At 33.2% G+C, this 23840-nt stretch carries 24 protein-coding genes and 1 tRNA gene; 12 read left to right on the top strand and 13 right to left on the bottom strand.

Going from position 1 to position 23840, the window contains the following annotated elements:
- The first annotated feature begins 93 nt into the window (after window positions 1–93).
- The 5 genes from RT250_RS05645 (at window position 94) to RT250_RS05630 (ending at window position 4650) form a co-directional block, all read left to right on the top strand.
- Window positions 94–1023 (top strand): DUF58 domain-containing protein, encoded by a 930-nt coding sequence (locus tag RT250_RS05645; RefSeq protein WP_313112902.1) that lies wholly within the window; start codon window positions 94–96, stop codon window positions 1021–1023.
- Between the two features lie 258 nt (window positions 1024–1281).
- Window positions 1282–1355, top strand: a tRNA-Asp gene (locus RT250_RS05640).
- A gap of 212 nt (window positions 1356–1567) precedes the next feature.
- On the top strand, window positions 1568–1708 hold the full coding sequence (locus RT250_RS13655; RefSeq protein ID WP_494337395.1) for a hypothetical protein: 141 nt from the start codon (window positions 1568–1570) through the stop codon (window positions 1706–1708).
- A 28-nt stretch (window positions 1709–1736) separates the two neighbouring features.
- Window positions 1737–3698: a DUF3696 domain-containing protein gene (locus RT250_RS05635; RefSeq protein ID WP_313112900.1), complete on the top strand. Its 1962-nt coding sequence runs from the start codon at window positions 1737–1739 to the stop codon at window positions 3696–3698.
- Window position 3699: 1 nt separating this feature from the next.
- On the top strand, window positions 3700–4650 hold the full coding sequence (locus tag RT250_RS05630; protein ID WP_313112898.1) for a hypothetical protein: 951 nt from the start codon (window positions 3700–3702) through the stop codon (window positions 4648–4650).
- Between the two features lie 98 nt (window positions 4651–4748).
- On the opposite strand, the gene RT250_RS05625 is transcribed toward RT250_RS05630, so the two are convergent.
- The 4 genes from RT250_RS05625 to trmB are packed head-to-tail and all read right to left on the bottom strand — an operon-like array spanning window position 4749 to window position 7430.
- Complete coding sequence (locus RT250_RS05625; RefSeq protein ID WP_313112896.1) at window positions 4749–5726, bottom strand: HNH endonuclease; 978 nt, start codon at window positions 5724–5726, stop codon at window positions 4749–4751.
- 39 nt (window positions 5727–5765) lie between these two features.
- Complete coding sequence (locus RT250_RS05620) at window positions 5766–6089, bottom strand: MGMT family protein (protein WP_237606357.1); 324 nt, start codon at window positions 6087–6089, stop codon at window positions 5766–5768.
- 1 nt (window position 6090) lies between these two features.
- Window positions 6091–6717, bottom strand: coding sequence for a LysE family translocator (locus RT250_RS05615; protein WP_139853883.1), 627 nt, complete (start codon window positions 6715–6717; stop codon window positions 6091–6093).
- A 38-nt stretch (window positions 6718–6755) separates the two neighbouring features.
- A complete protein-coding gene (gene trmB, locus RT250_RS05610) occupies window positions 6756–7430 on the bottom strand; it encodes a tRNA (guanosine(46)-N7)-methyltransferase TrmB (protein WP_313112892.1) in 675 nt (224 codons plus the stop codon).
- Between the two features lie 181 nt (window positions 7431–7611).
- Between trmB and RT250_RS05605 the strand changes: the two genes are divergently transcribed.
- Window positions 7612–8679 (top strand): glycosyltransferase, encoded by a 1068-nt coding sequence (locus tag RT250_RS05605; protein WP_313112890.1) that lies wholly within the window; start codon window positions 7612–7614, stop codon window positions 8677–8679.
- Here the strand turns inward: RT250_RS05605 and RT250_RS05600 are convergent.
- Complete coding sequence (locus tag RT250_RS05600) at window positions 8653–9690, bottom strand: sensor histidine kinase (RefSeq protein ID WP_313112888.1); 1038 nt, start codon at window positions 9688–9690, stop codon at window positions 8653–8655. The genes RT250_RS05605 and RT250_RS05600 overlap by 27 nt on opposite strands.
- Before the next feature lie 64 nt (window positions 9691–9754).
- On the bottom strand, window positions 9755–10435 hold the full coding sequence (locus tag RT250_RS05595; RefSeq protein WP_139853887.1) for a response regulator transcription factor: 681 nt from the start codon (window positions 10433–10435) through the stop codon (window positions 9755–9757).
- A gap of 220 nt (window positions 10436–10655) precedes the next feature.
- Here RT250_RS05595 and RT250_RS05590 point away from each other — a divergent pair, with 220 nt between their 5' ends.
- Window positions 10656–11633 carry a T9SS type A sorting domain-containing protein gene (locus RT250_RS05590; RefSeq protein ID WP_313112885.1) on the top strand — a complete coding sequence of 326 codons (978 nt, stop codon included), beginning with the start codon at window positions 10656–10658 and terminating at the stop codon, window positions 11631–11633.
- Between the two features lie 86 nt (window positions 11634–11719).
- On the top strand, window positions 11720–12697 hold the full coding sequence (locus RT250_RS05585) for a LuxE/PaaK family acyltransferase (RefSeq protein ID WP_494337397.1): 978 nt from the start codon (window positions 11720–11722) through the stop codon (window positions 12695–12697).
- 181 nt (window positions 12698–12878) lie between these two features.
- Here the strand turns inward: RT250_RS05585 and tyrS are convergent, their stop codons facing one another.
- On the bottom strand, window positions 12879–14177 hold the full coding sequence (tyrS, locus tag RT250_RS05580) for a tyrosine--tRNA ligase (RefSeq protein ID WP_313112882.1): 1299 nt from the start codon (window positions 14175–14177) through the stop codon (window positions 12879–12881).
- 265 nt (window positions 14178–14442) lie between these two features.
- Here tyrS and RT250_RS05575 point away from each other — a divergent pair, with 265 nt between their 5' ends.
- Entirely contained in the window at window positions 14443–15453 is a 1011-nt protein-coding gene (locus RT250_RS05575; RefSeq protein ID WP_313112880.1) for an NAD-dependent epimerase/dehydratase family protein, read from the top strand.
- On the opposite strand, the gene RT250_RS05570 is transcribed toward RT250_RS05575, so the two are convergent.
- The 3 genes from RT250_RS05570 to RT250_RS05560 form a co-directional block, all read right to left on the bottom strand.
- Complete coding sequence (locus RT250_RS05570; protein ID WP_313112879.1) at window positions 15445–15798, bottom strand: DUF4296 domain-containing protein; 354 nt, start codon at window positions 15796–15798, stop codon at window positions 15445–15447. The genes RT250_RS05575 and RT250_RS05570 overlap by 9 nt on opposite strands.
- A gap of 62 nt (window positions 15799–15860) precedes the next feature.
- Window positions 15861–17201 carry a dihydroorotase gene (locus tag RT250_RS05565; RefSeq protein ID WP_313112878.1) on the bottom strand — a complete coding sequence of 447 codons (1341 nt, stop codon included), beginning with the start codon at window positions 17199–17201 and terminating at the stop codon, window positions 15861–15863.
- Window positions 17182–17931, bottom strand: coding sequence for a polyprenol monophosphomannose synthase (locus RT250_RS05560; RefSeq protein WP_313112877.1), 750 nt, complete (start codon window positions 17929–17931; stop codon window positions 17182–17184). Before RT250_RS05560 ends, RT250_RS05565 begins: the two co-directional genes overlap by 20 nt.
- Window positions 17932–18046: 115 nt before the next feature.
- Between RT250_RS05560 and RT250_RS13620 the strand changes: the two genes are divergently transcribed.
- Window positions 18047–18700, top strand: coding sequence for a DUF4271 domain-containing protein (locus RT250_RS13620; RefSeq protein WP_353963217.1), 654 nt, complete (start codon window positions 18047–18049; stop codon window positions 18698–18700).
- Between the two features lie 36 nt (window positions 18701–18736).
- Window positions 18737–19486: a uroporphyrinogen-III synthase gene (locus RT250_RS05555; RefSeq protein ID WP_313112875.1), complete on the top strand. Its 750-nt coding sequence runs from the start codon at window positions 18737–18739 to the stop codon at window positions 19484–19486.
- A 72-nt stretch (window positions 19487–19558) separates the two neighbouring features.
- On the opposite strand, the gene pckA is transcribed toward RT250_RS05555, so the two are convergent.
- Window positions 19559–21160, bottom strand: coding sequence for a phosphoenolpyruvate carboxykinase (ATP) (pckA, locus tag RT250_RS05550; protein ID WP_313112873.1), 1602 nt, complete (start codon window positions 21158–21160; stop codon window positions 19559–19561).
- A 70-nt stretch (window positions 21161–21230) separates the two neighbouring features.
- Window positions 21231–21629, bottom strand: coding sequence for a DUF423 domain-containing protein (locus RT250_RS05545; protein ID WP_313112871.1), 399 nt, complete (start codon window positions 21627–21629; stop codon window positions 21231–21233).
- A 70-nt stretch (window positions 21630–21699) separates the two neighbouring features.
- On the opposite strand from RT250_RS05545, the gene RT250_RS05540 reads away from it, so the two are divergent.
- Window positions 21700–23073, top strand: coding sequence for a saccharopine dehydrogenase family protein (locus RT250_RS05540; RefSeq protein WP_313112870.1), 1374 nt, complete (start codon window positions 21700–21702; stop codon window positions 23071–23073).
- Window positions 23074–23150: 77 nt separating this feature from the next.
- On the opposite strand, the gene RT250_RS05535 is transcribed toward RT250_RS05540, so the two are convergent.
- The gene (locus RT250_RS05535) at window positions 23151–23840 is read right to left on the bottom strand and encodes a zinc metallopeptidase (protein ID WP_185099102.1); all 690 of its coding nucleotides are present in this window, start codon (window positions 23838–23840) and stop codon (window positions 23151–23153) included.

Below are 23840 nucleotides of genomic sequence, written 5' to 3'. Positions count from 1 at the left end.
AAGTAATTTTAAAATTTCCAAATATTATAAAACTGCTTTTACGTGCAGATTCAGTAAATTAAACACCTATTCAACTTTGCTCTGATTGACAATATGGATATAGAAAAAGAAATAAATGAGATTGTAGGTTTTAAAAACCTCGAGCTACTTGCAAAACAAGTGGTAGAAGGCTTTATTTCTGGACTTCATAAGAGTCCGTTTCACGGATTTTCTGCAGAATTCGCAGAGCATAAAATTTACAATAATGGTGAAAGTACTAAGCATATAGATTGGAAGTTATTTGCCAAAACGGATAAACTTTATACCAAACGCTACGAGGAGGAAACAAATTTGCGATGTCACTTAATTGTAGACAATAGCAGCTCGATGCACTACCCAAAACTCAAGCAGTTTAACATCAACTCATTAAACAAAATTGCATTTTCTGTTTTAGCTTCAGCAGCAATTATGAATTTAATGAAACGCCAACGTGATGCCGTTGGGTTAAGTATTTATAGTGATGAATACGAATTTTACGCATCGGAAAAAGGAAGCGAGCGCCATCATCAAATGTTGCTTCAAAAGCTAAATGAAGCCTTACTTTCACCTAAAGAGAAAGCACAGACCAACACCTATGAACATCTGCATTTAATTGCTGAAAAGCTCAAGAGACGTTCTTTAGTGTTTCTATTTACCGATATGTTTCAAAATGGCATCGAAGAAGAAAAACTATTTGAAGCACTTCAACATTTAAAATACAACAAACACGAAGTTATTTTATTCCATACTTTCGATAAGAAGCGGGAAGTAAATTTCGATTTTTCCAATCGCCCTAAACGTTTTGTAGATGTTGAGACTGGCGAATATGTAAACCTTTACGCCGAAAACATAAAAGAGCAATACGAAGAAGCTGTTCAAAATTATTTTAAAGAACTAGAATTGCGTTGTGCACAATACCGTATAAAGTACGTTTTAGCAGATACCAACGAGAGCTTTAATAAGATTTTGACCACTTATTTGGTAGAGCGGCAGAAGTTTGGATGATAGAATATTGTCCACTATCGGTAGCACTTGGTTTTTTGTAAAATTTAAACTGTTTGATATTCACTGAAAACTAGCGAATTGCAATTAAAAGAAATATTTTTTTATTTTTTTTCAAAAAATAGTTTGTGAAAACGAATTGGAGTAGTATATTTGCCACCGCTTAATACAGCAAGGAACAAGTTCCAAAATGTATTGGTAACAATTTTTCACAATGCCTAACTGTTGTTAGGGTCTCTCGAAAGGAAGATTGAAAAAATTGGTCTGGTAGTTCAGTTGGTTAGAATACCTGCCTGTCACGCAGGGGGTCGCGAGTTCGAGTCTCGTCCAGACCGCAACAAGAAGTTGTGTTGAGTCACTTAAAGGTGGCTTGTGGTTTAGAAATAGACCGATGAGAAGCTTTTCCAGAAGCCTGCACTGAGCAGAGCCGAAGTGGAGAGGCTTTTTTTGTTTAAACACAATAATGATGCGTAGATGGCATATTTGAGGTACCCACTGAGGTACCCAAAAAATTCTCGAGGTACCCACTTTTCATAAATCTTCAAAAATGAAAAGTAATACATTATCAATTTTATTCGTAATTCAAAAAGCTAAAAAGAATAGGCAGGGCAAGTGTCCGATTATTTGCAGGATTACTTTCAATAAGAAACGAAAAGTTTTTCATTCACAAATATTAAAGTATTTTTAGGGTATAATATCACTTAGACAAAATAAAGATGATAACAAAAATCGGAATTGAAAATTTTAGAATTTTTAGAAATTATAATGAGTTTGATTTAGCTCCTCTTACTGTATTAACGGGACCCAATAATTCTGGTAAGAGTTCTATGATAAAAATGCTTAGTTTATTAAAGAATAGTTTTAATAAATTAGATAGGATTCAAAATTTAAACTTTGATGGCGGAAATCATAATTTAGGAACCTTTGAGAAGGTTTTTACGACTAATAGTGATTCTAATCACATAAAAATAAAATTTGATTTTCCTTTAAATTATTTTGATGAAAGATTTGAAATTGAACTTACTTATAGGCAATCTAGAAACGAAAATGGTGAGCTAATTTCTATTAAAATATTTAATAATTATAGAACATTAATTTGGGTATTATGGAATGATGGTATTTTAAAGAATGTTTCTCGTGATTATTACTATTCTGTTGATATTATTTATATTAAAAAAACTATTGACAATGCCTTAAATACTAAAGAAAAAACATTGTTTTTTGACTATTTTGAAGACCAAGGTAGAAGAACTAAAAATAATGATGATCTTAAGGAGTTTTTTGAAATATTCGAATCATTATTTTCAAAATATTATCACTATTTTGATTCAGGTAGGCTGACTGAAGGTAATTATGATATACTCGAAGATTATATACCGGAATTATTATCATTTAACAACAACTCATTATTAAATTGCCTAGAGGGTCTTAGAACCGAGGAAAATACAATAAAACATGATTATATTAATCAGATTTTTGAAAGGATTTCTTCAAAATCAGAATATGCTAAGTTTCAAACTAAAATAGATGATATTTTTTTGAAGGTTAGTGAAAGTTACAATGAACACTTGGATAAATATTTTTATAATAATATAACCAAAGGAATAGATAAACTTCTTTATTCCATAAACAGTATTGAACATATATCTGCGCAACGAGGTTCACAACAACGCATTCTCTCAGACCTTGGGAATAACGAAATAAATAAAACTGTGAAAGAATATTTCTTTAATTCTAACGATGCTTTCTTAAAGGATGCTTTAAAAGTATTAGGAATTAAAGGTGAATTAAAAATAGAAAGAGAAGAAGGAATAGTTTCTAAAGTTTATTTAATCGAAGGAGATTCAAAATTAAGTTTGGCTGATTTAGGATTTGGTTACTCCCAAATAATTCCGATTCTATTAAAAATTATTACAGTTTCAGTTATAAAGGAAAATGAATGGTATGAATACAATCCTTACTCTATTGATGATATTGATAAGGAAGATAAAGATTATAAAATCGAACTCTTAAAAAGCAGGAAGGTAGCTTTTGAACAGTTTCTGCTTATGATATCGAAAGCCAATGAGGATAATCCAGAAGAATTTTTAGAAAAACTTTTAAGGGACCTTTATCAATATAATAGTGAAGAGTATTTTGAAGAGTATGATCCCATAGTTAATCTTCTATTGGATATTTCAGACCATCAAAAAAGTATTATAATTAAAAGCACCTACCCTAAATTTTCACATGTAGAGTATGATTTATTAGTAAATGGGGGGTTTATTAAGGAGCTAAAATACGATTTTGGTGATATTGTCGATTTAAAAACCAAACCCGCTATTCTAATTATTGAAGAACCTGAAGCAAACTTACACCCTAATCTTCAATCTAAGTTGGCAGATATATTAGTAATGGCCCATCAAGAACTTGGAATCCACTTTATACTAGAAACCCACAGTGAGTATTTAATTAGAAAGTTACAATATTTAGTCGCCAAAAATGAAATTTCTCAAGATGATGTGACAATATATTATTTTAATTCTGATGAGTTCGTAACTGCCAATGAAAAGAAGGTTAAGGAGATTAAAATTGATGAGTTCGGAGGTTTAACTGATACTTTCGGGCCAGGTTTTTTTGACGAAGCCACACAGTTACAATTTGAGTTATATAAGTTAAATCAAGCTCAAAATAATTGACATGGAATTATATATTGAAAAAGAGTTTCTAGATAATTTTTTTGTAGAAGATAAAGGAACCATCCAAGAAAGAGTTAAAAAAGTATTTGAGGATTATGGAAGTAAAAAAGTCTTTATAGACATTCCTATTAAGGATACTACACATCTTGAACAATTAAAAAAGGATAATGAGGTCTTTGCGTCTATATGTAGCAATGATAAGCTGCCTTTTTCTGTTGACTCAATTAAAGAGCATTTATTTGAGAAATCAGATTTTGCTCAAACATTAGTTTTTGTAAATGAAGATAAGGATTGGTTAGAAGACGCAGAAAATAGAGGAGCATTATGTTTTACCTGGAAAAACTATATTTCAAAAGTTGAATCAATAGTATTAAATTATCACAAAGAAATTGATTTAATAGATAAATTTGTAGGTTGGAAAGATCTAGATAAAATAAAAAACTTGCCGTCAAATGAAGTTATTATAGATGATCCATACATTCTGACAGATACCCATAACCAAAAAATCAAGGATAATTTAATACCGCTATTAATTTCAATTTTCAACAATAAATCTAGTCAGATTAATACAACTCTGCTTACCAAATTTAATGATTCTAACAAATATCAAACTTCAGATAAAATAACATCAAAAGCTAAATCAATTCATGGAAAACTTAATAGTCATTTTGCAGACTTTAAAGTTTCATTTAAAATAATATCAACTGATGATTCGTTAGGCTATGGGTTGAAGTTTCATGACAGAATAATTCTTACAAATTTCTTAAAGCTTGAATGCGGAGAAGGATTTAATTTGGTTCCAACCAAAAAGTCGACTTCAGAAATACGAATAGACTCAATTTTCACCAAACGAACTTATGATAGAATGAAAAAATTAAAAAAAGTATATAACGATTATAAAAATTGGATTGAGAAATTAGAATCTATACACTTTAAATATTATCCGGAATAGACATATGAAGAGATAAAAATTTTTGGTTTAAATCTTCTACTATATCTTGATTAATTATTTTTATAAATAATAAAAGGAAATAATAAGTTTATTTAGGCTTAAAGAATAAAAACCTCTTTATTATGCCAACTCAAAGATTCTAAAGAAGGAAACCATTTTTCATTTGTTGGCAAAGTTATTCGAACTCCTTCAAACTGAGAAATCGACCATTTAGAATCATTGTTTTTTACAATAGGTGAAATTCTAACTAAATATTCATTGTTTATAGTAATTAGTCCTCTGTCAAAAGCCCTATGAAGATTTGGAGATAACGAGAGACCATTTTGAATAGTGTCATCATTAGAAACACTAAATGGTACTATATGGCAAGCATCAATCATTTGAATATTTTTAGTTGTTTCTACTCGCATACCAGATACACAGCAACTATAATTATATATTTTTGGAATAGTTCTTTTAAACACACCTCCTCTAACATATATTTCCTCATCATATTCCTCTTCATTCAAGTTTAGCTTCAAATCAATTAATTTCTTTCGATAATCTTCTTTAGGCTCATTAAGTAACTGCTCTTCTATTTTCAACTGTGCATCTAATATTGTATTTTCATAGAAATAAGATTTAGTTTCTGTGAAATATTTATTTAATAAAACCTCTAATAGTAATTGAGATTGTAAATTATCTGAAAGTAACAAAAAGAGTTCTCTATCTATTTCAGCAAACGCCACATTTTCCTTTAAAGCTTTAAAACTTTTTATACTCTTAGATTTTGAAAGCATATTGTCTAGTCTGGAGTGCGTAGCTAAACGCCAAAAAGGCTCACTCCTTAGATGAAAAAAAGGTAGTGAGAAGTTAGAAGTATGAGACGTTATAACTAATTTATTCCAATTATTTTTAAATGCTAATACCAATTCGGGTGTAATAAACACTTTATTAGTTTCAATAATTCCTTTCCCTATTAATTCTATTACAGATAAAAGCATAATAGGTTTATGAGGCGCAAAACCTAAACCTTTATTATACCCTCTATTCAATTTAAGAAAGTAATTAATATATTTTTCTATTGAACTATTCATTAAACCTGCTTTCTACTAATTTAATACAATGATATTTAATTACAACTCCTTCCCTGGATCCCAGAAAATTTTATCAAAATCTTGAATTTGATTATCAACCACTACAACGCCTTCACTTTCTAGAAGTTGTTGCATTAAGTTAGTGCCTTTAAAGTGGTGTTTCCCTGTTAACAGTCCTTTTCTGTTTACAACTCTATGTGCGGGCACTTCAGCTTTGTTGCTATTGTTTAATGCCCATCCTACCATCCGCGCACTTCTTGATGCTCCTAGGTAATTTGCAATAGCTCCGTATGAAGTTACCCGTCCGTATGGGATAAGTGCCGTAACTTGATAAACTTTTTCAAAAAAGCCTGTATCAGACATTCTAGATTTCTCTTAAAATTTTAAATAATGTAATTATAGAAATGGCTGCAGTTACCAATCCGATTACATAATTCATATTCAAACTCAACTTTTTGGAATGTTCCTTAGGTCTAAAAAACTGAACGTATAAGGCAAGACTAGAATAAGTTCCTATTCCTGATCCAATAACCGCCATCCAAATTTCGAGTTGTGAAAAGGAGAATAACTCGAAAGCAGAAAAAGTTATACTTAGATACATCCAATATGGTAGCGGCAATAAATTTAGCATTGCAATAAAAATTCCTAAGAAAAATCTATTCCTTTTGGAATTGTGTTCGCGGTCGCGAATCTCCCGGCGAGTATCTTTCGCAATAAAAAAGAAGTAAATGGTAAGGCTAATAAATATACCTAAAGCCACTTTCTGAAGCATGCTTACCACTTCGGGGTGTTGCTCTATATAGCGCGCTAAGATAAGCGCTATATACGTTTGAGTCATTACAGTAATACATACACCTAAAGAAAAAAGAAAAGCTCGTTTTCTGCCTTCCTTCATGCTAATTTTAGCAGCATACATATTTATTAACCCAGGAGGCAAAACACCTAAAAACGACCCTAGAAATCCTATTAAAAAATTGTAAACTAATGTCATTCAGGGGTGTTCTTTTTGTGAATATACTAATTTTATTTCTAACGAAATTTGAATCTAATGTAGGTTATCTTTTTTCCTTTCTCTAAATATTGATTTTCGTAAAAAGTTTGAATATTAGTAACTGCTTCTGGTACGCCATCACTTCCATATACATCGTGATGTGCATATTCAATAGTTTCACGTAGCCCGTGAAGCAAACCAAGAGTGTAACCGTGCATAAATTCACTGTCGGTTTTTAAGTGTACTACTCCCCCTGGTTTTAATATCTTTTTATATTTATTTAAAAAATCTTCGTTGGTTAATCTGTGCTTAGTACGCTTGTATTTTATTTGCGGATCTGGAAACGTGATCCAAATTTCATCTACTTCATTTTCATCAAAAATATGATCAACAAGCTCAATTTGGGTGCGTAGGAAACCAACGTTGTCTAGGTTTTCTTCCAAGGCACTTTTTGCACCGCGCCAAAAACGGGCTCCTTTAATATCTATTCCTAAGAAATTTGTTTTAGGATTTAGTTTTGCAAGACTTACCGAATACTCTCCTTTACCACAACCGAGTTCTAATACCAAAGGGTTATCGTTTTTAAAGAAATTTTTACGCCAGTTACCTTTTAGCTTAAGTAAATCGCCTATTACCTCTTCTCGTGAGGGTTGCACCACATTATCAAAAGTTTCATTTTCTCTAAAGCGCTTCAGTTTATTTTTACTTCCCAATGTATATAAAGTTATGAGTTATTGAATATTGGGTTTCTAGCCTTTATTGGATTTACCCGATTATTTCCTGCCCGAACTGCAACTTTGAAAAACACAAACGTGTAAACCATAAGCTGTTCCCTTGCAGGTTGACAAAATTAATGAAATATAACTTCGCGGCAATTATTGCTACCTTTGTTTTATGCGGAAAAACAACACAATATTAGTGGCTCCATTAAATTGGGGACTTGGGCACGCTACACGGTGTATCCCCATAATCCGCGCACTGCTAGAATACAATTACAATGTGTTAATTGCTTCGGATGGAGAAGCTCTAAAAATTCTCCAAAAAGAATTCCCTCTTCTTGAATCGTTAAACCTACCTTCATACAACATCACTTACCCCAAAAAAGGGAGTCATTTTAAATGGAAGATGTTTCTAAAACTTCCTCGAATTCAAAAAGCAATTGCAGCGGAAAAGCGAATTGTAAAAAATTTAGTCGATTCTGGAAAAATCAATGGAATTATAAGCGATAATAGGTTCGGTGTAAGAAACGCAGGGATTCCTTCCGTATTTATAACACACCAATTAAACGTATTGTCGGGAGGCACTTCTTATTTAAGCAGTAAAATTCACCAAAAGATCATCAAGAAATTTGATGTTTGTTGGGTGCCCGATGTAGATGATTTAATCATGAACCTCAGCGGGAAATTAGGACATTTAAAACACCACCCTTTTCCTATAAAATACATTGGCATCTCTAGCAGAATGATGAAAAACGAGCTACCTAAAACCACCGATATATTAGTTCTTATATCTGGTCCAGAACCGCAACGCTCAATTTTTGAAGAGAAATTAAAACAGACATTTAAAAAAACTGAAAAGAATGTTTTAATGGTGCGAGGTGTTATAGAAAATGAACAGGTATGGCAAGATTTCGAAAATATAAAAACAGTAAATTTTATGATGAGTAATGAACTTGAAGATGCTATTAACTCAAGCAAATTAGTTATCTCGCGATCTGGCTACACTACATTAATGGACTTAACGGTATTAGAAAAAAAAGCATATTTTATTCCGACACCTGGACAATACGAACAGAAATATTTAGCAAATCGGTTAAAGAATCTCGGAATCGCCCCTTCCTGTAAGCAGAAAAATTTTTCTTTGGATAAACTTGATGCAGTAGAAAACTATAAAGGCTTGGAGCAAATAGTTCAACAGCCTATTAATTATTCAGAATTATTTTCCCTTTTCGAGCGTAAATGAAAACTCCGATCCTATTCCGTATTGGCTTTCTACATAAATCTTTTCTTTATGAGCCTCAACGATGTGTTTTACAATAGAAAGTCCTAGTCCACTTCCACCCTCTTTTCTAGAACCACTTTTATCTACTCTGTAAAAACGTTCAAAGATTCGCTTTAGGTTTTCTTGTAAAATCCCTTCTCCATTATCGGTAATCCTTATTAGAATTTTATTTTTACCGATATTATCAAAGCCTACTTCGGTAGTACCTTCCTTCCTACCATATTTAATTGAATTGACAATTAAGTTTGTTAGCACTTGTTCAATCCTTTCCTTATCGGCATTTACAATTATAGGCTCTTTGTATTCCTTATCAAAAACCAGAGAAATATTCTTCTTCGCGGCTTTCATTTCTAATAAGTCGAATATACTTTGAACTAACTCGATTATATTGAAATTCTCTTTTTTAAGAACAAGCCCCCCTATTTCCAACTTAGCTATCAAATCGAGCTCATTTACAATATAAGCAAGTCTTTCTACTCCTTTACTAGCCCTTTTAAGATATTCTTTACGCACTTTTTTATCGTCTAACGCTCCGTCTAACAGCGTTAGAATATAACTTTGAACTGTAAACAATGGGGTTTTTAGTTCGTGAGAAACATTACCCATAAATTCTTTTCGATAATTCTCACGAATATTTAAGGATTCTATTTCGGTTTTTTTATCGTTTACATAGCGTTCAACCTCCTTAGTTAGGCCTTCCAAATCTGTAGTCACAGAAGGTTGTGGAAAGTCCTTTTCGTATAAAACACTTACATCATTGTAAATTTTCTTTATTCGCAGATAAATAAATTTTTCAACACGATACTGAAGAATTATATACGAAATGAAAAATAGAATTACAAAATAAAGCAGTAACCAACCCGAAATGCTTTCCTTTAAAACATATTGAAACGCAACCAATCCCAAAACTGAGAATAGCGCTATCAAAAATGCTGTGGACGCAGCAAATCTATATTTTTTTGAAATTTTCATCTATAGGAGTTCGGTTATCTTTTCAAACTATTAAATTAAAGAAAAGAAGATAACAATAGGTGTTTTAAATAACGAATTTATAACCAACACCTTTAACTGTTTTAAACCTTTCGTCGCCTATTTTCTCGCGAAGTTTTCGAATGTGTACATCAATAGTTCGACCTCCTACTATAACGTCATTTCCCCAAATACTATCTAAAATATTCTCACGCTTAAACACTTTACCTGGTTTTGATGCAAGTAGTGCTAGGAGTTCAAATTCTTTCTTCGGTAGCATTATCTCTTCTTTTCCTAGCAAGATCTTATACTCTTCGCGATTGATAACAAGGTCACCTAATTTCATTTTATCGCTTTCTTCCTCATCCTTAAACCTGCGAAGCAAAGCTTTTACCTTACTTACAAGAACCTTTGGCTTTATAGGTTTTGTAATATAATCGTCTGCTCCAGCGTCTAAACCAGCAACTTGAGAAAAATCTTCACCGCGAGCGCTTAAAAACGTAATCACTGTTTCTGATAAATCTGGAATAGATCTTATTTTTTCGCACGCCTCAATGCCATCCATTTTAGGCATCATAACATCCATAATGATAAGCTGAGGCTTTACTTTTTTAGCCTTATCGATTGCCTCAACACCATTTTCTGCTGTTTCAATTTTATATCCTTCTAGGGCTAAATTGTATCGCACTATTTCAAGAATATCTGGTTCGTCATCTACTAATAAAATTGTTATATCCTTTTTTTTCATACTTAAAACCAGTTGTTTTTTGATGCTGTAAAGATACTATTATTAATCGCAGGATAACTTTAGCACGTTTATTGTTAACTATAAGATAACCTTAAGATAACATATTGCTTAAGTAGCGACATAAATCAAAATAATTTTAAAAATAAACTCAACCTACTGATTTTCAGTTATTTAATTAAATTATTTTGTATATTTACTAATCAACATAAAATCTCTTGCCATGAAAAAAATTACTTTATTTGCCGCACTCCTCGTTAGTGTTGTAACTTTTTCTCAAATAGCAAGTACTAGCTTTGAAGAGCCAGAGGTATTTGCTGGGAAGTACACAGATACAGGCGACCCCAATGTTGCACACGACTTGATTAACAATGCCAATGAACCTCTTGTCAACTTTACAAGTACCGGGATTGAGCTTGGTTTTAAAGCCTCATATATTCCATATGACACTCCAGGAGTTGGTTCTACCGATGGAGATTACGTTGGTGTAACCAAAACTAAACCTTCATCAACCGTAACTTTTACAGATGGTGCTAACGGGTATAGAATGAGTGATACCGATGGGAACTTTATTTTAAAGTTTGACGAAGTTGATTTATCGGGTGTATCTGCACCTGTGGTATTTGTTGATTTTCTTTTATCTATTAATAGTAATCCTACCAAAGGGAATTATGAAGGTGACGGAACTATTAACGAATCTGGTCACGATAGACTTAGAATCTTTGTGAAGGATTTAACCAATCAAGTTGAAATTGATTTATTTAATTCAACGGGAAGCAATCTTGACGACTTCGTTCCCTTCGACTCTTCCATTGGCGAATATTTACTTCAATGGCAAACCGTAGAAGCGCAACTATCTCCAGATACTATTGTACAATTGGTTATTGAAGGAAGAAATAATGCTACTTCAGAATCGTTTTGGTTTGATAATATTGTTTTTGATGGCGCGATAGGTGTAAAAAAATTTTCAACGTATAAAACCAACATTTACCCAAATCCCGCAGAGAAAGGATATATCTATATAACTTCAAATCTGAATGACACTAAAAAAATCACCATCTATGATATACTGGGTAAGGAAGTTATATCCACTACAATTAATGGCGATAGGCTTGATATTTCTAATTTAAACAGCGGTGTTTATATCTTGAATATTGAACAAGGAAAGGATTCCACTATTAAAAAGCTAATTGTTAGATAAAGTATCGAGAGTAGAATTTTTAAAGCTCTTGTTTTGGCAAGGGCTTTTTTATTTATCTATTTTTGAAAAAAAATACCCTCTTATAAATTATGCTCGAAAAGGAAATTTTTAATATCACTTCTCCCGAAGAATTTGAGCAAATGGCATTGGCGATCTTCCGCTTTCAATATGAAAATATAGCGGTATATCAAAAGTTTTGTAACCATCTAAATGTAAACGCTACAGAAATAAAATCTCTAAAAGAAATTCCTTTTCTTCCTATTCAATTTTTTAAAACCCACAAGATTATTGCTAAAAACACAGTTGAAGAAACAGTATTTACAAGTAGTGGGACAACTGGTACAATTACGAGTAAGCATTATGTTAAAAGCTTAAAATTGTACGAATCAAGTTTCTTAAAGGCTTTTAAAAACCAATATGGGAATCCAGAAGATTATACCATCTTAGCTCTTCTTCCTTCTTATTTGGAGCGGAAAGGATCTTCGCTTATTTACATGGTAGAAGATTTAATTAACAAGAGCAACAACTCTAATAGTGGTTTCTATCTTTATGAAACTGATAAACTAATTGAAAAACTTGAATTTCTAGAACAAAGAGAACAGAAAACAATTCTTATAGGGGTGTCTTACGCATTGTTAGATTTAATTGAAAAGAAAAAATTTCAATTAAAGAATACTATTATTATGGAAACTGGAGGCATGAAAGGCAGAAGGAAAGAAATGATAAAAGAGGAGTTACACCAAATCTTAAAAAATGGCTTTGGAGTAGAAAAAATTCACAGTGAATACGGGATGACTGAACTACTTTCACAAGCGTATTCTGTTGGGGATGGTGTTTTTTCTTGTCCGCCCTGGATGAAAATTCTAACGCGCGACACTGAAGATGCGCTTTCCTATACCATTGAAAAAACTGGAGGTATTAATGTAATCGATTTTGCCAATCTTTACTCCTGTTCCTTTATTGCTACACAAGACTTAGGGAAGATTTTTCGTGACGATACCTTCGAAGTTATTGGGCGTTTCGATAACAGCGATATTCGCGGTTGTAACCTGATGGTTTTTTAATCATTTTTTTAACATTATTTTATTATATGTAAACGTAAGTAACTCTAAAACGTTACGACATATCCTCTATGAAAAAGTGATGATTTTTCATAATTTGGTTGGTTAGTTAATCTGAAAATCCCCGTGCATTCTATGCAGGGGATTTTTAATTTTTTAGAAAATAACTTAAACCGCTTACAGTTTATACCACTTTTATAATAAAGTAATTCTTCTTACCTCTTTGTAATAGAACAAATTGATTGTTAATCAAATCGTTTTCAGTAACAGTAAAATTGTCTGAAACTTTTTCTTTATTAACTGAAATTGAATTTTCTTTTAATGCGCGACGCGCTTCTCCATTAGATTTTAAAAATCCTGTTTTTTCAGCTAAGGCGCCGATAATATCAACTCCATTTTTAATGTCTTCCTCAGAGATTTCTGCTTGAGGCACTCCGTCGAAAACATCGAGAAATGTTTGCTCATTTAATTGTTTTAGATCTTCTGAAGTAGATTTACCAAACAAAATTTCTGAAGCTTTTACGGCATTTTCAAACTCTTCTTCACTGTGCACTGTAGTTGTAACTTCTTGAGCCAATCTTTTCTGAAGTAAACGCATATGTGGTGCTTCTCTATGTTCAGCAATTAAAGCTTCAATAGTCTCTCTATCTAAAAAGGTGAAGACCTTAATGTATTTTTCAGCATCCTCATCGCTAGTATTTAACCAATATTGGTAAAATTTGTAAGGTGATGTTTTATTAGCGTCAAGCCAAACGTTGCCGCCTTCACTTTTCCCAAACTTGGTCCCATCACTTTTAGTAATTAACGGACACGTAAGCGCGTAGCCTTTTGTGCTGTCCATTCTTCTTAAAAGTTCGGTACCAGTTGTTATATTCCCCCATTGATCACTACCCCCCATTTGTAAAGTACAGTCTAAGTTTCTGTTCAAATGAACAAAATCGTATCCTTGAATCAATTGGTAAGTAAATTCTGTAAACGACAGACCATCGGCACTCTCACCACTTAATCTAGTTTTTACAGAATCTTTAGCCATCATATAATTTACGGTGATATGCTTACCTACGTTACGAATAAAGTCAAGGAAAGAAAATTCCTTTATCCAATCGTAATTGTTTACAAGCACAGCTTGATTTTCAGCTCCAGAAGTAAAGTCTAGGAATTGCGATAGTTGATTTCTAACACCTTCTTGATTTCTTTTAAGAGTTTTTTCATCTAACAAATTTCGCTCGCTACTCTTCATTGAAGGGTCTCCAATCATCCCAGTAGCTCCACCCACCAAAGCAACAGGTCTATGTCCGCTACGCTGATAAAACGACAATAGCATAATAGGAACAAGATTCCCAATGTGCAACGAATCTGCAGTTGGGTCAAATCCAACATACGCAGAACGCATGGTTTTCATAAGATGCTCTTCAGTTTCTGGCATTACGTCGTGTATCATGCCTCGCCATTGTAGTTCTTCAACGAAATTTTTTAGCTTCATTTTTTATTTTTTTATCCTATACCTTTATTGCGGAATTTAAGGGTGCAAAGATACGTTTATCGTTTAAAGATTCAATGTTCAAGAATTATAATTTGAATTAGTTATGCTGCACTAAGCATGTAGAAGTACAATTTACTTTGAAAACAGATTACAAATATTAAGTAAACTAGAAACCTTTTACCATCGAATAATTTGCTTTAATTATACTAGAAACATAAATGTAATTGAATTTCGAATTCGAATTCCTTTTGACTATTTTAGCTTTATGATTTTAGTTACTGGTGGTACAGGTTTGGTAGGCTCACATCTTTTGTATTTTCTTTTACAGGAAAATGAAAAAGTGCGAGCAATTCACAGAGCGAAAAGCGATTTAGATTCTGTAAAAAAAATCTTTTCCTTATACACTTCTGAAGCTGATTCACTTTACGATAAAATTGAATGGGTAGAAGCAAGTATAACCGACATTCCTGCACTTACAGAGGCTTTTAAAAATATCACCCGAGTTTACCATTGTGCTGCAATAATTAGCTTCAATCCTTCAGAATATAAACTACTGAAAAAAGTAAATATAGAAGGCACAGCCAATATTGTAAATCTTTCTCTTGCTAACGACATAAAGAAGATGTGTTATGTTAGTTCAGTTTCCACTTTAGGAAGCAACATAGTAGATAGTTATATCTCTGAAGAAACCCCATGGAATTCAGATGGTAAAAACAGCGTTTACGCTATTACAAAATACGGTGCCGAAATGGAAGTATGGCGTGGAACTCAGGAAGGCTTAGACGCTGTAATAGTTAATCCCGGAGTAATCCTCGGCACTTCCCCAAATAATGATGGTAGTGGAATTATAGTAGGACTAGGTGCCAAAGGAATTCCTTTTTACCCTAGTGGATCGATGGGTATTGTAGACATAAAAGATGTAGTGCGCGCAATGATTCTATTAATGAATTCTGAGGTTAAAAATAAACAGTACATTATAGTTGGTGAAAACATTACCTTTAAAGAATTGTTATCCAAACTAGCTGTATTATTTGAAAAGAAACCACCTACAAAGAAACTTTCTAAAGGAATTATGTTATTAATTAGCAGAATAGATTGGCTATTGAACAAGCTTTTTAACACCAAAAGAAAAGTTGTAAAAGCTAATGTCCTGTCTATGTTCACAAAAACAGCCTACAACGCTGATAAACTAAAAAATCAATTCGATTTTAGGTACACACCAACCGATGACACACTAAAAAGAATTGTAACTGAGATTAAAAAAGCTTCAATTTAAAGTGTCGACTTTATTAGCCGAATTTAATCTTTCACTAATACTGTCTCTTCTCGCCCTATCTAACTTAATAATGCTATCCATTTCTTCCCGCATAGACAATAATTCACTTTCTACTTTTTGAATCATTATCATATAACTATTTACATCAGAAGAATAATATGCATTACTTTTTGCAAACTGCAAACTATCAATTTGATACTTAGAATAAATCATAGAATCTATCTTTATACCCTTTGAAATTATGGCTTTATTATTTACACTTCTAGCCGCATTAATCAGATAGGTTTCCTTAAGAATATCAATCATTTTATCTTTAGCAATGAGGTTTTCGGGCTTTTCTGGCATATTAACATCCTGACAGCTTAAAGCACATAAAACGAATAATATTAAAATGATTGCTTGCTTCATTATCTATTGAAAGTAAGTCTTTCTGGGTTGCTCTTGTTTGGAAATTTTGAGTTTTCATAAACTACAATACCATTTACTAAGGTATGAGTCACACGTGATTTAAATATTTTTCCATCAAAAGGTGACCAACCACATTTATAAAGAATATTTTCTTTCTTTACATTCCAAGGTGAATTTAAATCAACAAGAACCAAATCGGCTTTGTAACCTTTGCGAATAAAACCACGTTCTTTTATTTGAAACAATATCGCTGGATTATGAGCTGTCTTCTCAACAATTTTTTCAAGAGATATTTTGCCTTGATGATATAACTCCAATAAAGCTACTAGGGCGTGCTGCACCAATGGTCCGCCTGATGGCGCATTTAAATAGTTATTGTTTTTCTCCTCCAAAGTATGTGGCGCATGGTCTGTTGCTATTACATCTATGCGATCATCCAAAAGTGCTTTTAGCAATCCATCCTTATCCTTTTGAGTTTTTACAGCAGGATTCCATTTAATTTTAGTGCCCTTGCTTTTATAATCCTGGTCTGTAAACCATAAGTGATGCACACAAACTTCAGCCGTAATTTTCTTTTCTGCCAAAGGTTTTTTATTACTAAAAAGATGCGTTTCTTTTTCTGTTGAAACGTGAAACACATGAAGTCTTGCTCCAGTTTTTTGAGCGAGTTTTATTGCTCTAGACGATGAAATATAACAAGCCTCCTCACTTCTGATTTTTGGGTGCATTTCAATTGGTATATCCTCACCGTATTCGGCTTTATATTTTTCTAAATTTTGTTTTATAGTTGCCTCATCCTCACAATGTGCAGAAATCAGCAAGTTTGTTTTGCTGAAGATTTCTTCTAATATTTTTGGATCGTCCACCAACATGTTTCCTGTTGAAGAACCAAGAAACAGTTTCAAACCTGCTACTTTTTTAGGGTCTACTTTTAAAATTTCTTCCAAGTTATTGTTTGTTCCACCAAACATAAACGAATAGTTAGCCCAAGAAGTTTTAGAAGCTATCTCAAACTTTTCTTCTAACAAATCGATTGTTGTAGCTTGAGGAACTGTGTTTGGCATTTCGATAAATGAAGTAATACCTCCAGCAACTGCGGCTTTAGACTCAGTTTCAATATTTGCTTTATGTGTTAACCCTGGTTCTCTAAAATGTACTTGATCATCAATCATCCCTGGCAATAAATAGCTTCCATCAGCATCAATGATTTTAGTATCGGCAGTTTTCATACTAATTGTTTCCGACACATCCGTAATTCGACCATCATTTACAAGCACATCGCCTTTAAAGATTTTCCCTTCATTTACAATATTCGCATTCTTAATTAAAACTGCTTTCATTGAATTTTTTTCTATTAAATACACTTTTAAGTTTCATAGCAATTACACCAAAAATAGCTTCAGAAATTATTCCAGAACTCATTTTTGATTCGCCTTTTGTTCTATCGGTAAAAATTACCGGTACTTCTGTTATTTTAAAATTACTTAGGTGGGCCTTAAATTTCATTTCAATTTGAAATGCATACCCCACAAAACGTATGTTGTTAAGATTTATTTTTTGCAGCACTTCACTTTTATAACAAATAAAACCAGCCGTAGTATCATAAATATCTACTCCCATGATAAGACGCACATATTTTGAAGCCAACCAAGATAGCAAAACTCTGCTCATTGGCCAATTTACCACGTTTACACCAGTAACATACCTCGAACCAATAGCCATATCGTTACCGTCTTTATGGCAAGCATTGTACAAGCGAATTAAATCGTTTGGATTATGCGAAAAATCAGCATCCATCTCAAAAATGTAATCGTAATTATTAGCTAATCCCCATTTAAACCCAGCAATATATGCCGAACCCAAACCTATTTTCTTTGCACGTTTTAAAATAAAAAGTTTTTCGGGGTAAATGTGCAAATTTGCTTCTACCACTTGTCCTGTACCATCAGGAGAGTTGTCATCTACAACCAAAACGTGAAATTCGCGCTGTAATGAAAATATAGTGCGCAAAAGTCGCTCTATATTTTCGATTTCATTGTAGGTTGGCACCACTACTAACGCCTTAGACATACTGCAATTTTAGCGCAAATGTACCCTTTTTTGGTCAAATAATTGTGAAGATAATTCTATTTGACACTTTAATCTGAAACTATAATTTACCGTACCTTTGCTAAAAATTTATTGCGTGGAATTTAGCGAAAGAATAATAATCTCTTCAGATTGGGCTACATTTTTGCTGGTTGGCTGCTTCGCTCTATTTGCCGTTGCAAAATATTTTTACCCTCGTAGATTTCAAGAGTTCTCTTTACTCCCAATAACCAATCAATATTTCTTTGTACACGGAAAAAGTGATGAGTTAAAACATCCGTTTAACATGTTGTTATTTGTAACTCAAATAATAAGTGTTTCGATTTTTGCTTACATTATATACACCGTATTCAATCCTCTTGAGGTTCAGCATAATAAGTGGCTTTTTGTGCAAATTTGCACTGCTTATAGCTTATTTGTTTTAATGAAATTTTCATTAGAAAAAATCATAGCTAATATCTTTTCATTAGACTTGATTATCAATAATTATTTGTATCAGAAACTTAGTTATCGCAACTATTTGGGGATTTTATTCTTTATCGGCAATTTATTCTTCCTATATATTTATCCACCAACAACTATTTCAATACTCATCTTTACCTCAATTTTATTACTGTTAAACGCTATTGTACTGTTGTACAGTTATAAAAAAAATGGAGATTTAATATTAGGTAATTTCTTGTATTTTATTTTGTATCTTTGCGCACTTGAAATTGCACCTTATATAATTCTTTATAAATTGTTTATTTAAATCGGATTTTGTCTCATTAAAAAATCGTAATTCCTTATGAAAGTGAAAACTATTTTGGTTTCCCAACCTGAGCCTAAAATTGAAAACTCGCCTTATTTTGACCTTATTGAGAGGCAAAAGGTAAAGATAGATTTCGTTCCTTTCATACACGTTGAAGGCGTTTCTAGTAAAGAAGTCCGCACTCAAAAGGTTGATCTTACAAAATACACGGCTTTAATTCTTACGAGTCGAAATTCTGTAGATCATTTTTTTCGTATTGCAGAAGAGCTTAGATTTAAAGTACCAGATACTATGAAATATTTTTGTCAGAGCGAAGCTGTTGCTTACTATCTTCAAAAATATGTTGTTTATAGAAAGAGAAAAATTTATGTAGGAAAAAGAACTTTTCCTGAACTAGCTCCTCTTATTAAGAAGTATAAGAATGAAAAATTCTTATTACCAACATCAGACAAATTAAAGCCTGAAGTGCCATCGGTTTTAAATGATCTTAAAGTAGATTGGAAAGAAGCAACTTTTTACAAAACAGTAATTAGTGATTTATCTAATCTTCGCGATGTTTATTACGATATCTTAGTATTCTTTAGCCCTAGCGGAATAGAATCACTATTCGAAAATTTCCCAGATTTCAAACAAAACGACACTCGTATCGCTGTTTTTGGGAATACTACAGTAAAAGCGGCTACTGAGTTAGGTTTACGCGTAGACATTCAAGCTCCAACGCCTGAAACACCATCTATGACTATGGCATTGGAGAAATACATAAAAGAAGTTAATAATAAGAAATAATATTACTTCGATTAATTGCAAAAAAAAGGCTTACCAAATGGTAAGCCTTTTTGTATTTATATATTTTACTGATTATTCTGAAGCTGGAGCACCTGATAAAATCTCATCATTAGCATAAGCTTCAAACTTTGAGAAGTTCTCCTTAAATGAATTTGAAAGTTCTTTAGCCTGAATATCATAAGCTTTTTTATTCTTCCAAGTATCTTTCGGGTTTAAGATTTCAGAAGGTACATTAGGGCAAGATTTAGGCATCATTAAGTTGAAGATTGGATGTCTTTCAAATTCGACATCTTTTAATTCACCTTCTAAAGCTGCGGCAATCATTGCACGAGTGTACTTTAATTTCATTCTGTTTCCAACTCCGTAAGGACCACCAGTCCATCCAGTGTTTATCAACCAAACATTCACACCAGAATCCTTCATCTTCTTACTTAGCATTTCTGCGTATTCTGTAGGATGAAGTGGCATAAAAGGTGCACCAAAACAAGCTGAGAAGCTCGGTGTTGGCTCGTTAATTCCTTCTTCAGTACCAGCAACTTTAGCGGTGTATCCACTAATAAAGTGGTAAGCAGCTTGCCCTGGAGTTAATTTTGATATTGGAGGTAACACACCAAAAGCATCTGCCGTTAAGAAGAAAATATTCTTAGGGTTTTCACCCATAGAAGGCTTCTGAATATTATTTATATGGTAAATCGGATAACTTACACGCGTGTTTTGTGTAATAGATGTATCGGCAAAGTCTACTTCGCCTTTATCATTCATCACAACGTTTTCTAAAATAGCCCCAGGCTTAATAGCGTTGTAAATATCTGGTTCGTTTTCTTGAGAAAGGTTAATAACCTTAGCGTAACATCCACCTTCAAAGTTGAAGATTTTGTTATCTGCTGTCCAACCGTGCTCATCATCACCAATTAATCTGCGCTCTGGATCCGCAGAAAGCGTAGTTTTTCCAGTTCCTGAAAGACCAAAGAAAATAGCTGTTTCACCATCTTCACCTACATTGGCAGAACAGTGCATTGGCATAGTATTTTTGTAAACAGGTAGTATAAAGTTAAGAGCAGAGAAAATTCCCTTCTTAATTTCACCTGTGTACCCAGTACCACCAATAAGTGCAATCTTTTTTGTAAAGTTCAAAATAGCAAAATTGTGCTGACGTGTTCCATCAACCTCTGGATCTGCCATAAATCCTGGTGCATTTACAATTAACCATTCTGGATCAAAGCTTGCAAGCTCTTCATCTGTGGGACGAAGAAACATATTGTGAGCAAACATATTAGACCAAGGAGTTTCAGTAATTACCCGAATGTTAAGTTTGTAATCTTCCTCCGCACAAGCATAGCTATCTCGAACATAAACATCTTTCCCCGAAAGGTAGTCTGTAACCTTGTCGTAAAGCGCGTCAAACATACTCGGTGGAAATGGAATATTAATATTTCCCCACCATACTTTATCACGTGTTACATCGTCCTTTACAATAAACCTGTCTTTTGGAGATCTCCCTGTGAACTCCCCAGTATTAATAGCTAGGGCACCCGTGCTAGATTCCTTCCCCTGGCCCTTTTGTAAAGTTTCCTCGTGAAGTTCTTGAGATGAAAGTTGATACTTAACTTTTGCGTTTTTGATTCCATATTCATCTATGGAAATCATTTTTTTAGTTTGGTTATTACCCACCATAACTTGTTTTAGTTTTTTGAAGTGCACAAAAATAACAATTCTTATACAGACTTCTGAATTTAAAATAAATTTATCGCTTCTTTAACGTTAAAATTCCAAATGCTAACAAAATCCAGCCTACCATAAACAATAATCCACCGATAGGAGTAATAAAACCTATAACCGATGTGTCAAATGACAGAATTTCATTCATCGACAACAAATATATTGACCCTGAGAAAAATATAATACCTGTAAGGAACAACCAAAATATTTTCTTTTTTAGCTGTTGCGGTATTAAAGGAACTAGTCCTAAAATTAAAATCGCAAGACCATGATACATTTGATAACGCACTCCAACTTCAAAAGTTATGAGAGATGATGAATTTAACACTTCCTTTAAACTATGCGCTCCAAATGCTCCAATACCAATGGTAATTGCTAAAATAATCGAAGCTGTTGCAGCTACATTTTTATCAAAAACTGTCATTTTTAAAATTTGGAATTAGTAATTTCGTCCTTCTTAAATAAACTTCAAAGTTAACAAAAAAACTCTCCCAATGAGAAACATATTAATAATAGGTGCAGGAAGATCTGCAACAAGCTTAATTCGATATTTGCTAGACAAAAGTGAAGAAGAAAATCTTTTTATAACCATTGGTGACATTTCAATACAATCTGCAAAAAAGTTAATTCAAAATCACCCTAATGCAAAAGGGATATTACTAGATGTATTTAATGACGCACAACGAAAAGAAGCTGTTAAAAATAGTGATTTAGTAATCTCAATGCTACCAGCTCGCTATCATATTGAAGTAGCTAAAGACTGCCTAGCGCTTGGAAAAAACATGGTTACTGCATCATATGTCAGTAAAGAAATGCAAGCTCTTAACCCCAAAGCTGAGGCAAAAGGACTAATTTTTATGAATGAAATAGGCCTTGACCCTGGGGTTGACCATATGAGTGCGATGCAAATTATAGACAGAATTAGAGAAAAAGGCGGTAAAATGCTTCTTTTTGAATCGTTTTGTGGTGGATTAATTGCTCCAGAAAGTGATGACAATCTATGGAATTATAAATTCACTTGGAATCCAAGAAACGTAGTTTTAGCTGGTCAGGGAGGCGCTGCTGAATTTATTCAGGAAGGAAAGTACAAATACATCCCTTACCACAGACTTTTCCGTAGAACCGAATTTATCAATATTGAAGGTTATGGAAAGTTTGAAGTGTTAGCAAACAGAAACTCACTGCAATACCAATCTGTTTATAAACTTGAAGATATTCTTACTTTATATCGCGGAACCATACGAAGAGTTGGGTTTAGCAAAGCATGGAATATGTTTGTTCAACTTGGAATGACGGATGACACTTATACTATCCCAGACTCCGAAAACTTGACCTATCGTGATTTCGTGAATTTATTCTTAGCTTATTCTCCAACAGATTCAGTTGAACTTAAGCTTCGTTATGCATTAAAAATCGATCAAGACGATTTAATGTGGGAAAAACTTGAGGAACTAGACATTTTCAACGATAAGAAAACTATTGGTATTAAAAATGCTACGCCTGCCATGGCTCTTCAAAAAATATTAGAGGAAAAATGGACTTTATCAGAAGAGGATAAAGATATGATAGTTATGTACCACAAGTTTGGTTATGAATTAAACGGGGAAAAACATCAAATTGACAGTCATATGACATTAATTGGTGAAGATCAAACCCATACCGCCATGGCAAAAACCGTAGGATTACCAGTTGCTATCGCCGCTATAAAAATCCTTAACGGTGAAATTACTACACCTGGGGTTCAGCGTCCTATTGCCAAAGAGGTTTACGAACCAATCTTAAAAGAACTTGAGGATCACGGTGTGATTTTTAAAGAAGAAGAAGTGAAATATTTAGGCTACAATCCAGAAAACCTTCACTTAGGATAGTCGCTTAGTTTAAAGCTATAAACAATAAAAGCCTGCAGGAATGCAGGCTTTTATTATTTATATATACGGTGTATGTGTTAATCTCTATTTAAAAATATTGAGATAAAATATAGTAAGGTTGCTAAAGACCCAATTGCAGCTACTACATAAGTTCTCGCCGCCCATTTTAAAGCATCTTTTGCACCTTCGTGTTCTTGTGGTGTCACCATATTATTAGTTTCCAACCAAACTAATGCTCTTTTACTAGCGTCAAATTCCACCGGAAGGGTAATAAATGCAAAGGCAGTAGTTACGGCAAACAATGCTATTCCAATTCCAAACACCCAGGTTCCAAAAGCAGAACCTGTAGCAAATAAAATAAGTCCAGCCATAATCACAAAATTGGATAATTTACTAGATACACTTACTGCGGGAACAATTTTAGAACGCAGTTGCAACCAGCTATAAGCAGTAGCATGCTGTACCGCGTGACCGCATTCATGTGCAGCTACAGCCGCAGCCGCAGCATTTCGTTGCATATAAACTGGTTCACTTAGATTAATAGTTTTATCTGCTGGATTGTAGTGATCTGTTAATTGTCCCGCAACCGAGATAACTCTTACGTCCGTAATTCCATTATCGGCAAGCATTTTTTCAGCGATTTCTTTACCGCTCATTCCATTTTGAAGATGGATTTTGCTGTATTTTTTAAACTTACTTTTTAGTTTATTGCTAACATACCAGCTTACCAAAAAGATAAGTCCAGCAATTACATAATATCCCATCAT

Source organism: Aequorivita sediminis, assembly GCF_032080575.2.
Lineage (GTDB): Bacteria > Bacteroidota > Bacteroidia > Flavobacteriales > Flavobacteriaceae > Aequorivita > Aequorivita sediminis.
Note: the sequence above shows the minus strand (reverse complement) of the source record. Positions and strands in the feature narration are given on the sequence as shown.

Coding starts and splice junctions, on each gene's coding strand:
- RT250_RS05645 (WP_313112902.1), top strand. CDS start 94: ATGGATATAGAAAAAGAAATAAATGAGATTGTAGGTTTTAAAAACCTC.
- RT250_RS13655 (WP_494337395.1), top strand. CDS start 1,568: ATGAAAAGTAATACATTATCAATTTTATTCGTAATTCAAAAAGCTAAA.
- RT250_RS05635 (WP_313112900.1), top strand. CDS start 1,737: ATGATAACAAAAATCGGAATTGAAAATTTTAGAATTTTTAGAAATTAT.
- RT250_RS05630 (WP_313112898.1), top strand. CDS start 3,700: ATGGAATTATATATTGAAAAAGAGTTTCTAGATAATTTTTTTGTAGAA.
- RT250_RS05625 (WP_313112896.1), bottom strand. CDS start 5,726: ATGAATAGTTCAATAGAAAAATATATTAATTACTTTCTTAAATTGAAT.
- RT250_RS05620 (WP_237606357.1), bottom strand. CDS start 6,089: ATGTCTGATACAGGCTTTTTTGAAAAAGTTTATCAAGTTACGGCACTT.
- RT250_RS05615 (WP_139853883.1), bottom strand. CDS start 6,717: ATGACATTAGTTTACAATTTTTTAATAGGATTTCTAGGGTCGTTTTTA.
- RT250_RS05605 (WP_313112890.1), top strand. CDS start 7,612: ATGCGGAAAAACAACACAATATTAGTGGCTCCATTAAATTGGGGACTT.
- RT250_RS05600 (WP_313112888.1), bottom strand. CDS start 9,690: ATGAAAATTTCAAAAAAATATAGATTTGCTGCGTCCACAGCATTTTTG.
- RT250_RS05595 (WP_139853887.1), bottom strand. CDS start 10,435: ATGAAAAAAAAGGATATAACAATTTTATTAGTAGATGACGAACCAGAT.
- RT250_RS05590 (WP_313112885.1), top strand. CDS start 10,656: ATGAAAAAAATTACTTTATTTGCCGCACTCCTCGTTAGTGTTGTAACT.
- tyrS (WP_313112882.1), bottom strand. CDS start 14,177: ATGAAGCTAAAAAATTTCGTTGAAGAACTACAATGGCGAGGCATGATA.
- RT250_RS05575 (WP_313112880.1), top strand. CDS start 14,443: ATGATTTTAGTTACTGGTGGTACAGGTTTGGTAGGCTCACATCTTTTG.
- RT250_RS05570 (WP_313112879.1), bottom strand. CDS start 15,798: ATGCCAGAAAAGCCCGAAAACCTCATTGCTAAAGATAAAATGATTGAT.
- RT250_RS05565 (WP_313112878.1), bottom strand. CDS start 17,201: ATGAAAGCAGTTTTAATTAAGAATGCGAATATTGTAAATGAAGGGAAA.
- RT250_RS05560 (WP_313112877.1), bottom strand. CDS start 17,931: ATGTCTAAGGCGTTAGTAGTGGTGCCAACCTACAATGAAATCGAAAAT.
- RT250_RS05555 (WP_313112875.1), top strand. CDS start 18,737: ATGAAAGTGAAAACTATTTTGGTTTCCCAACCTGAGCCTAAAATTGAA.
- pckA (WP_313112873.1), bottom strand. CDS start 21,160: ATGGTGGGTAATAACCAAACTAAAAAAATGATTTCCATAGATGAATAT.
- RT250_RS05545 (WP_313112871.1), bottom strand. CDS start 21,629: ATGACAGTTTTTGATAAAAATGTAGCTGCAACAGCTTCGATTATTTTA.
- RT250_RS05540 (WP_313112870.1), top strand. CDS start 21,700: ATGAGAAACATATTAATAATAGGTGCAGGAAGATCTGCAACAAGCTTA.
- RT250_RS05535 (WP_185099102.1), bottom strand. CDS start 23,840: ATGATGGGATATTATGTAATTGCTGGACTTATCTTTTTGGTAAGCTGG.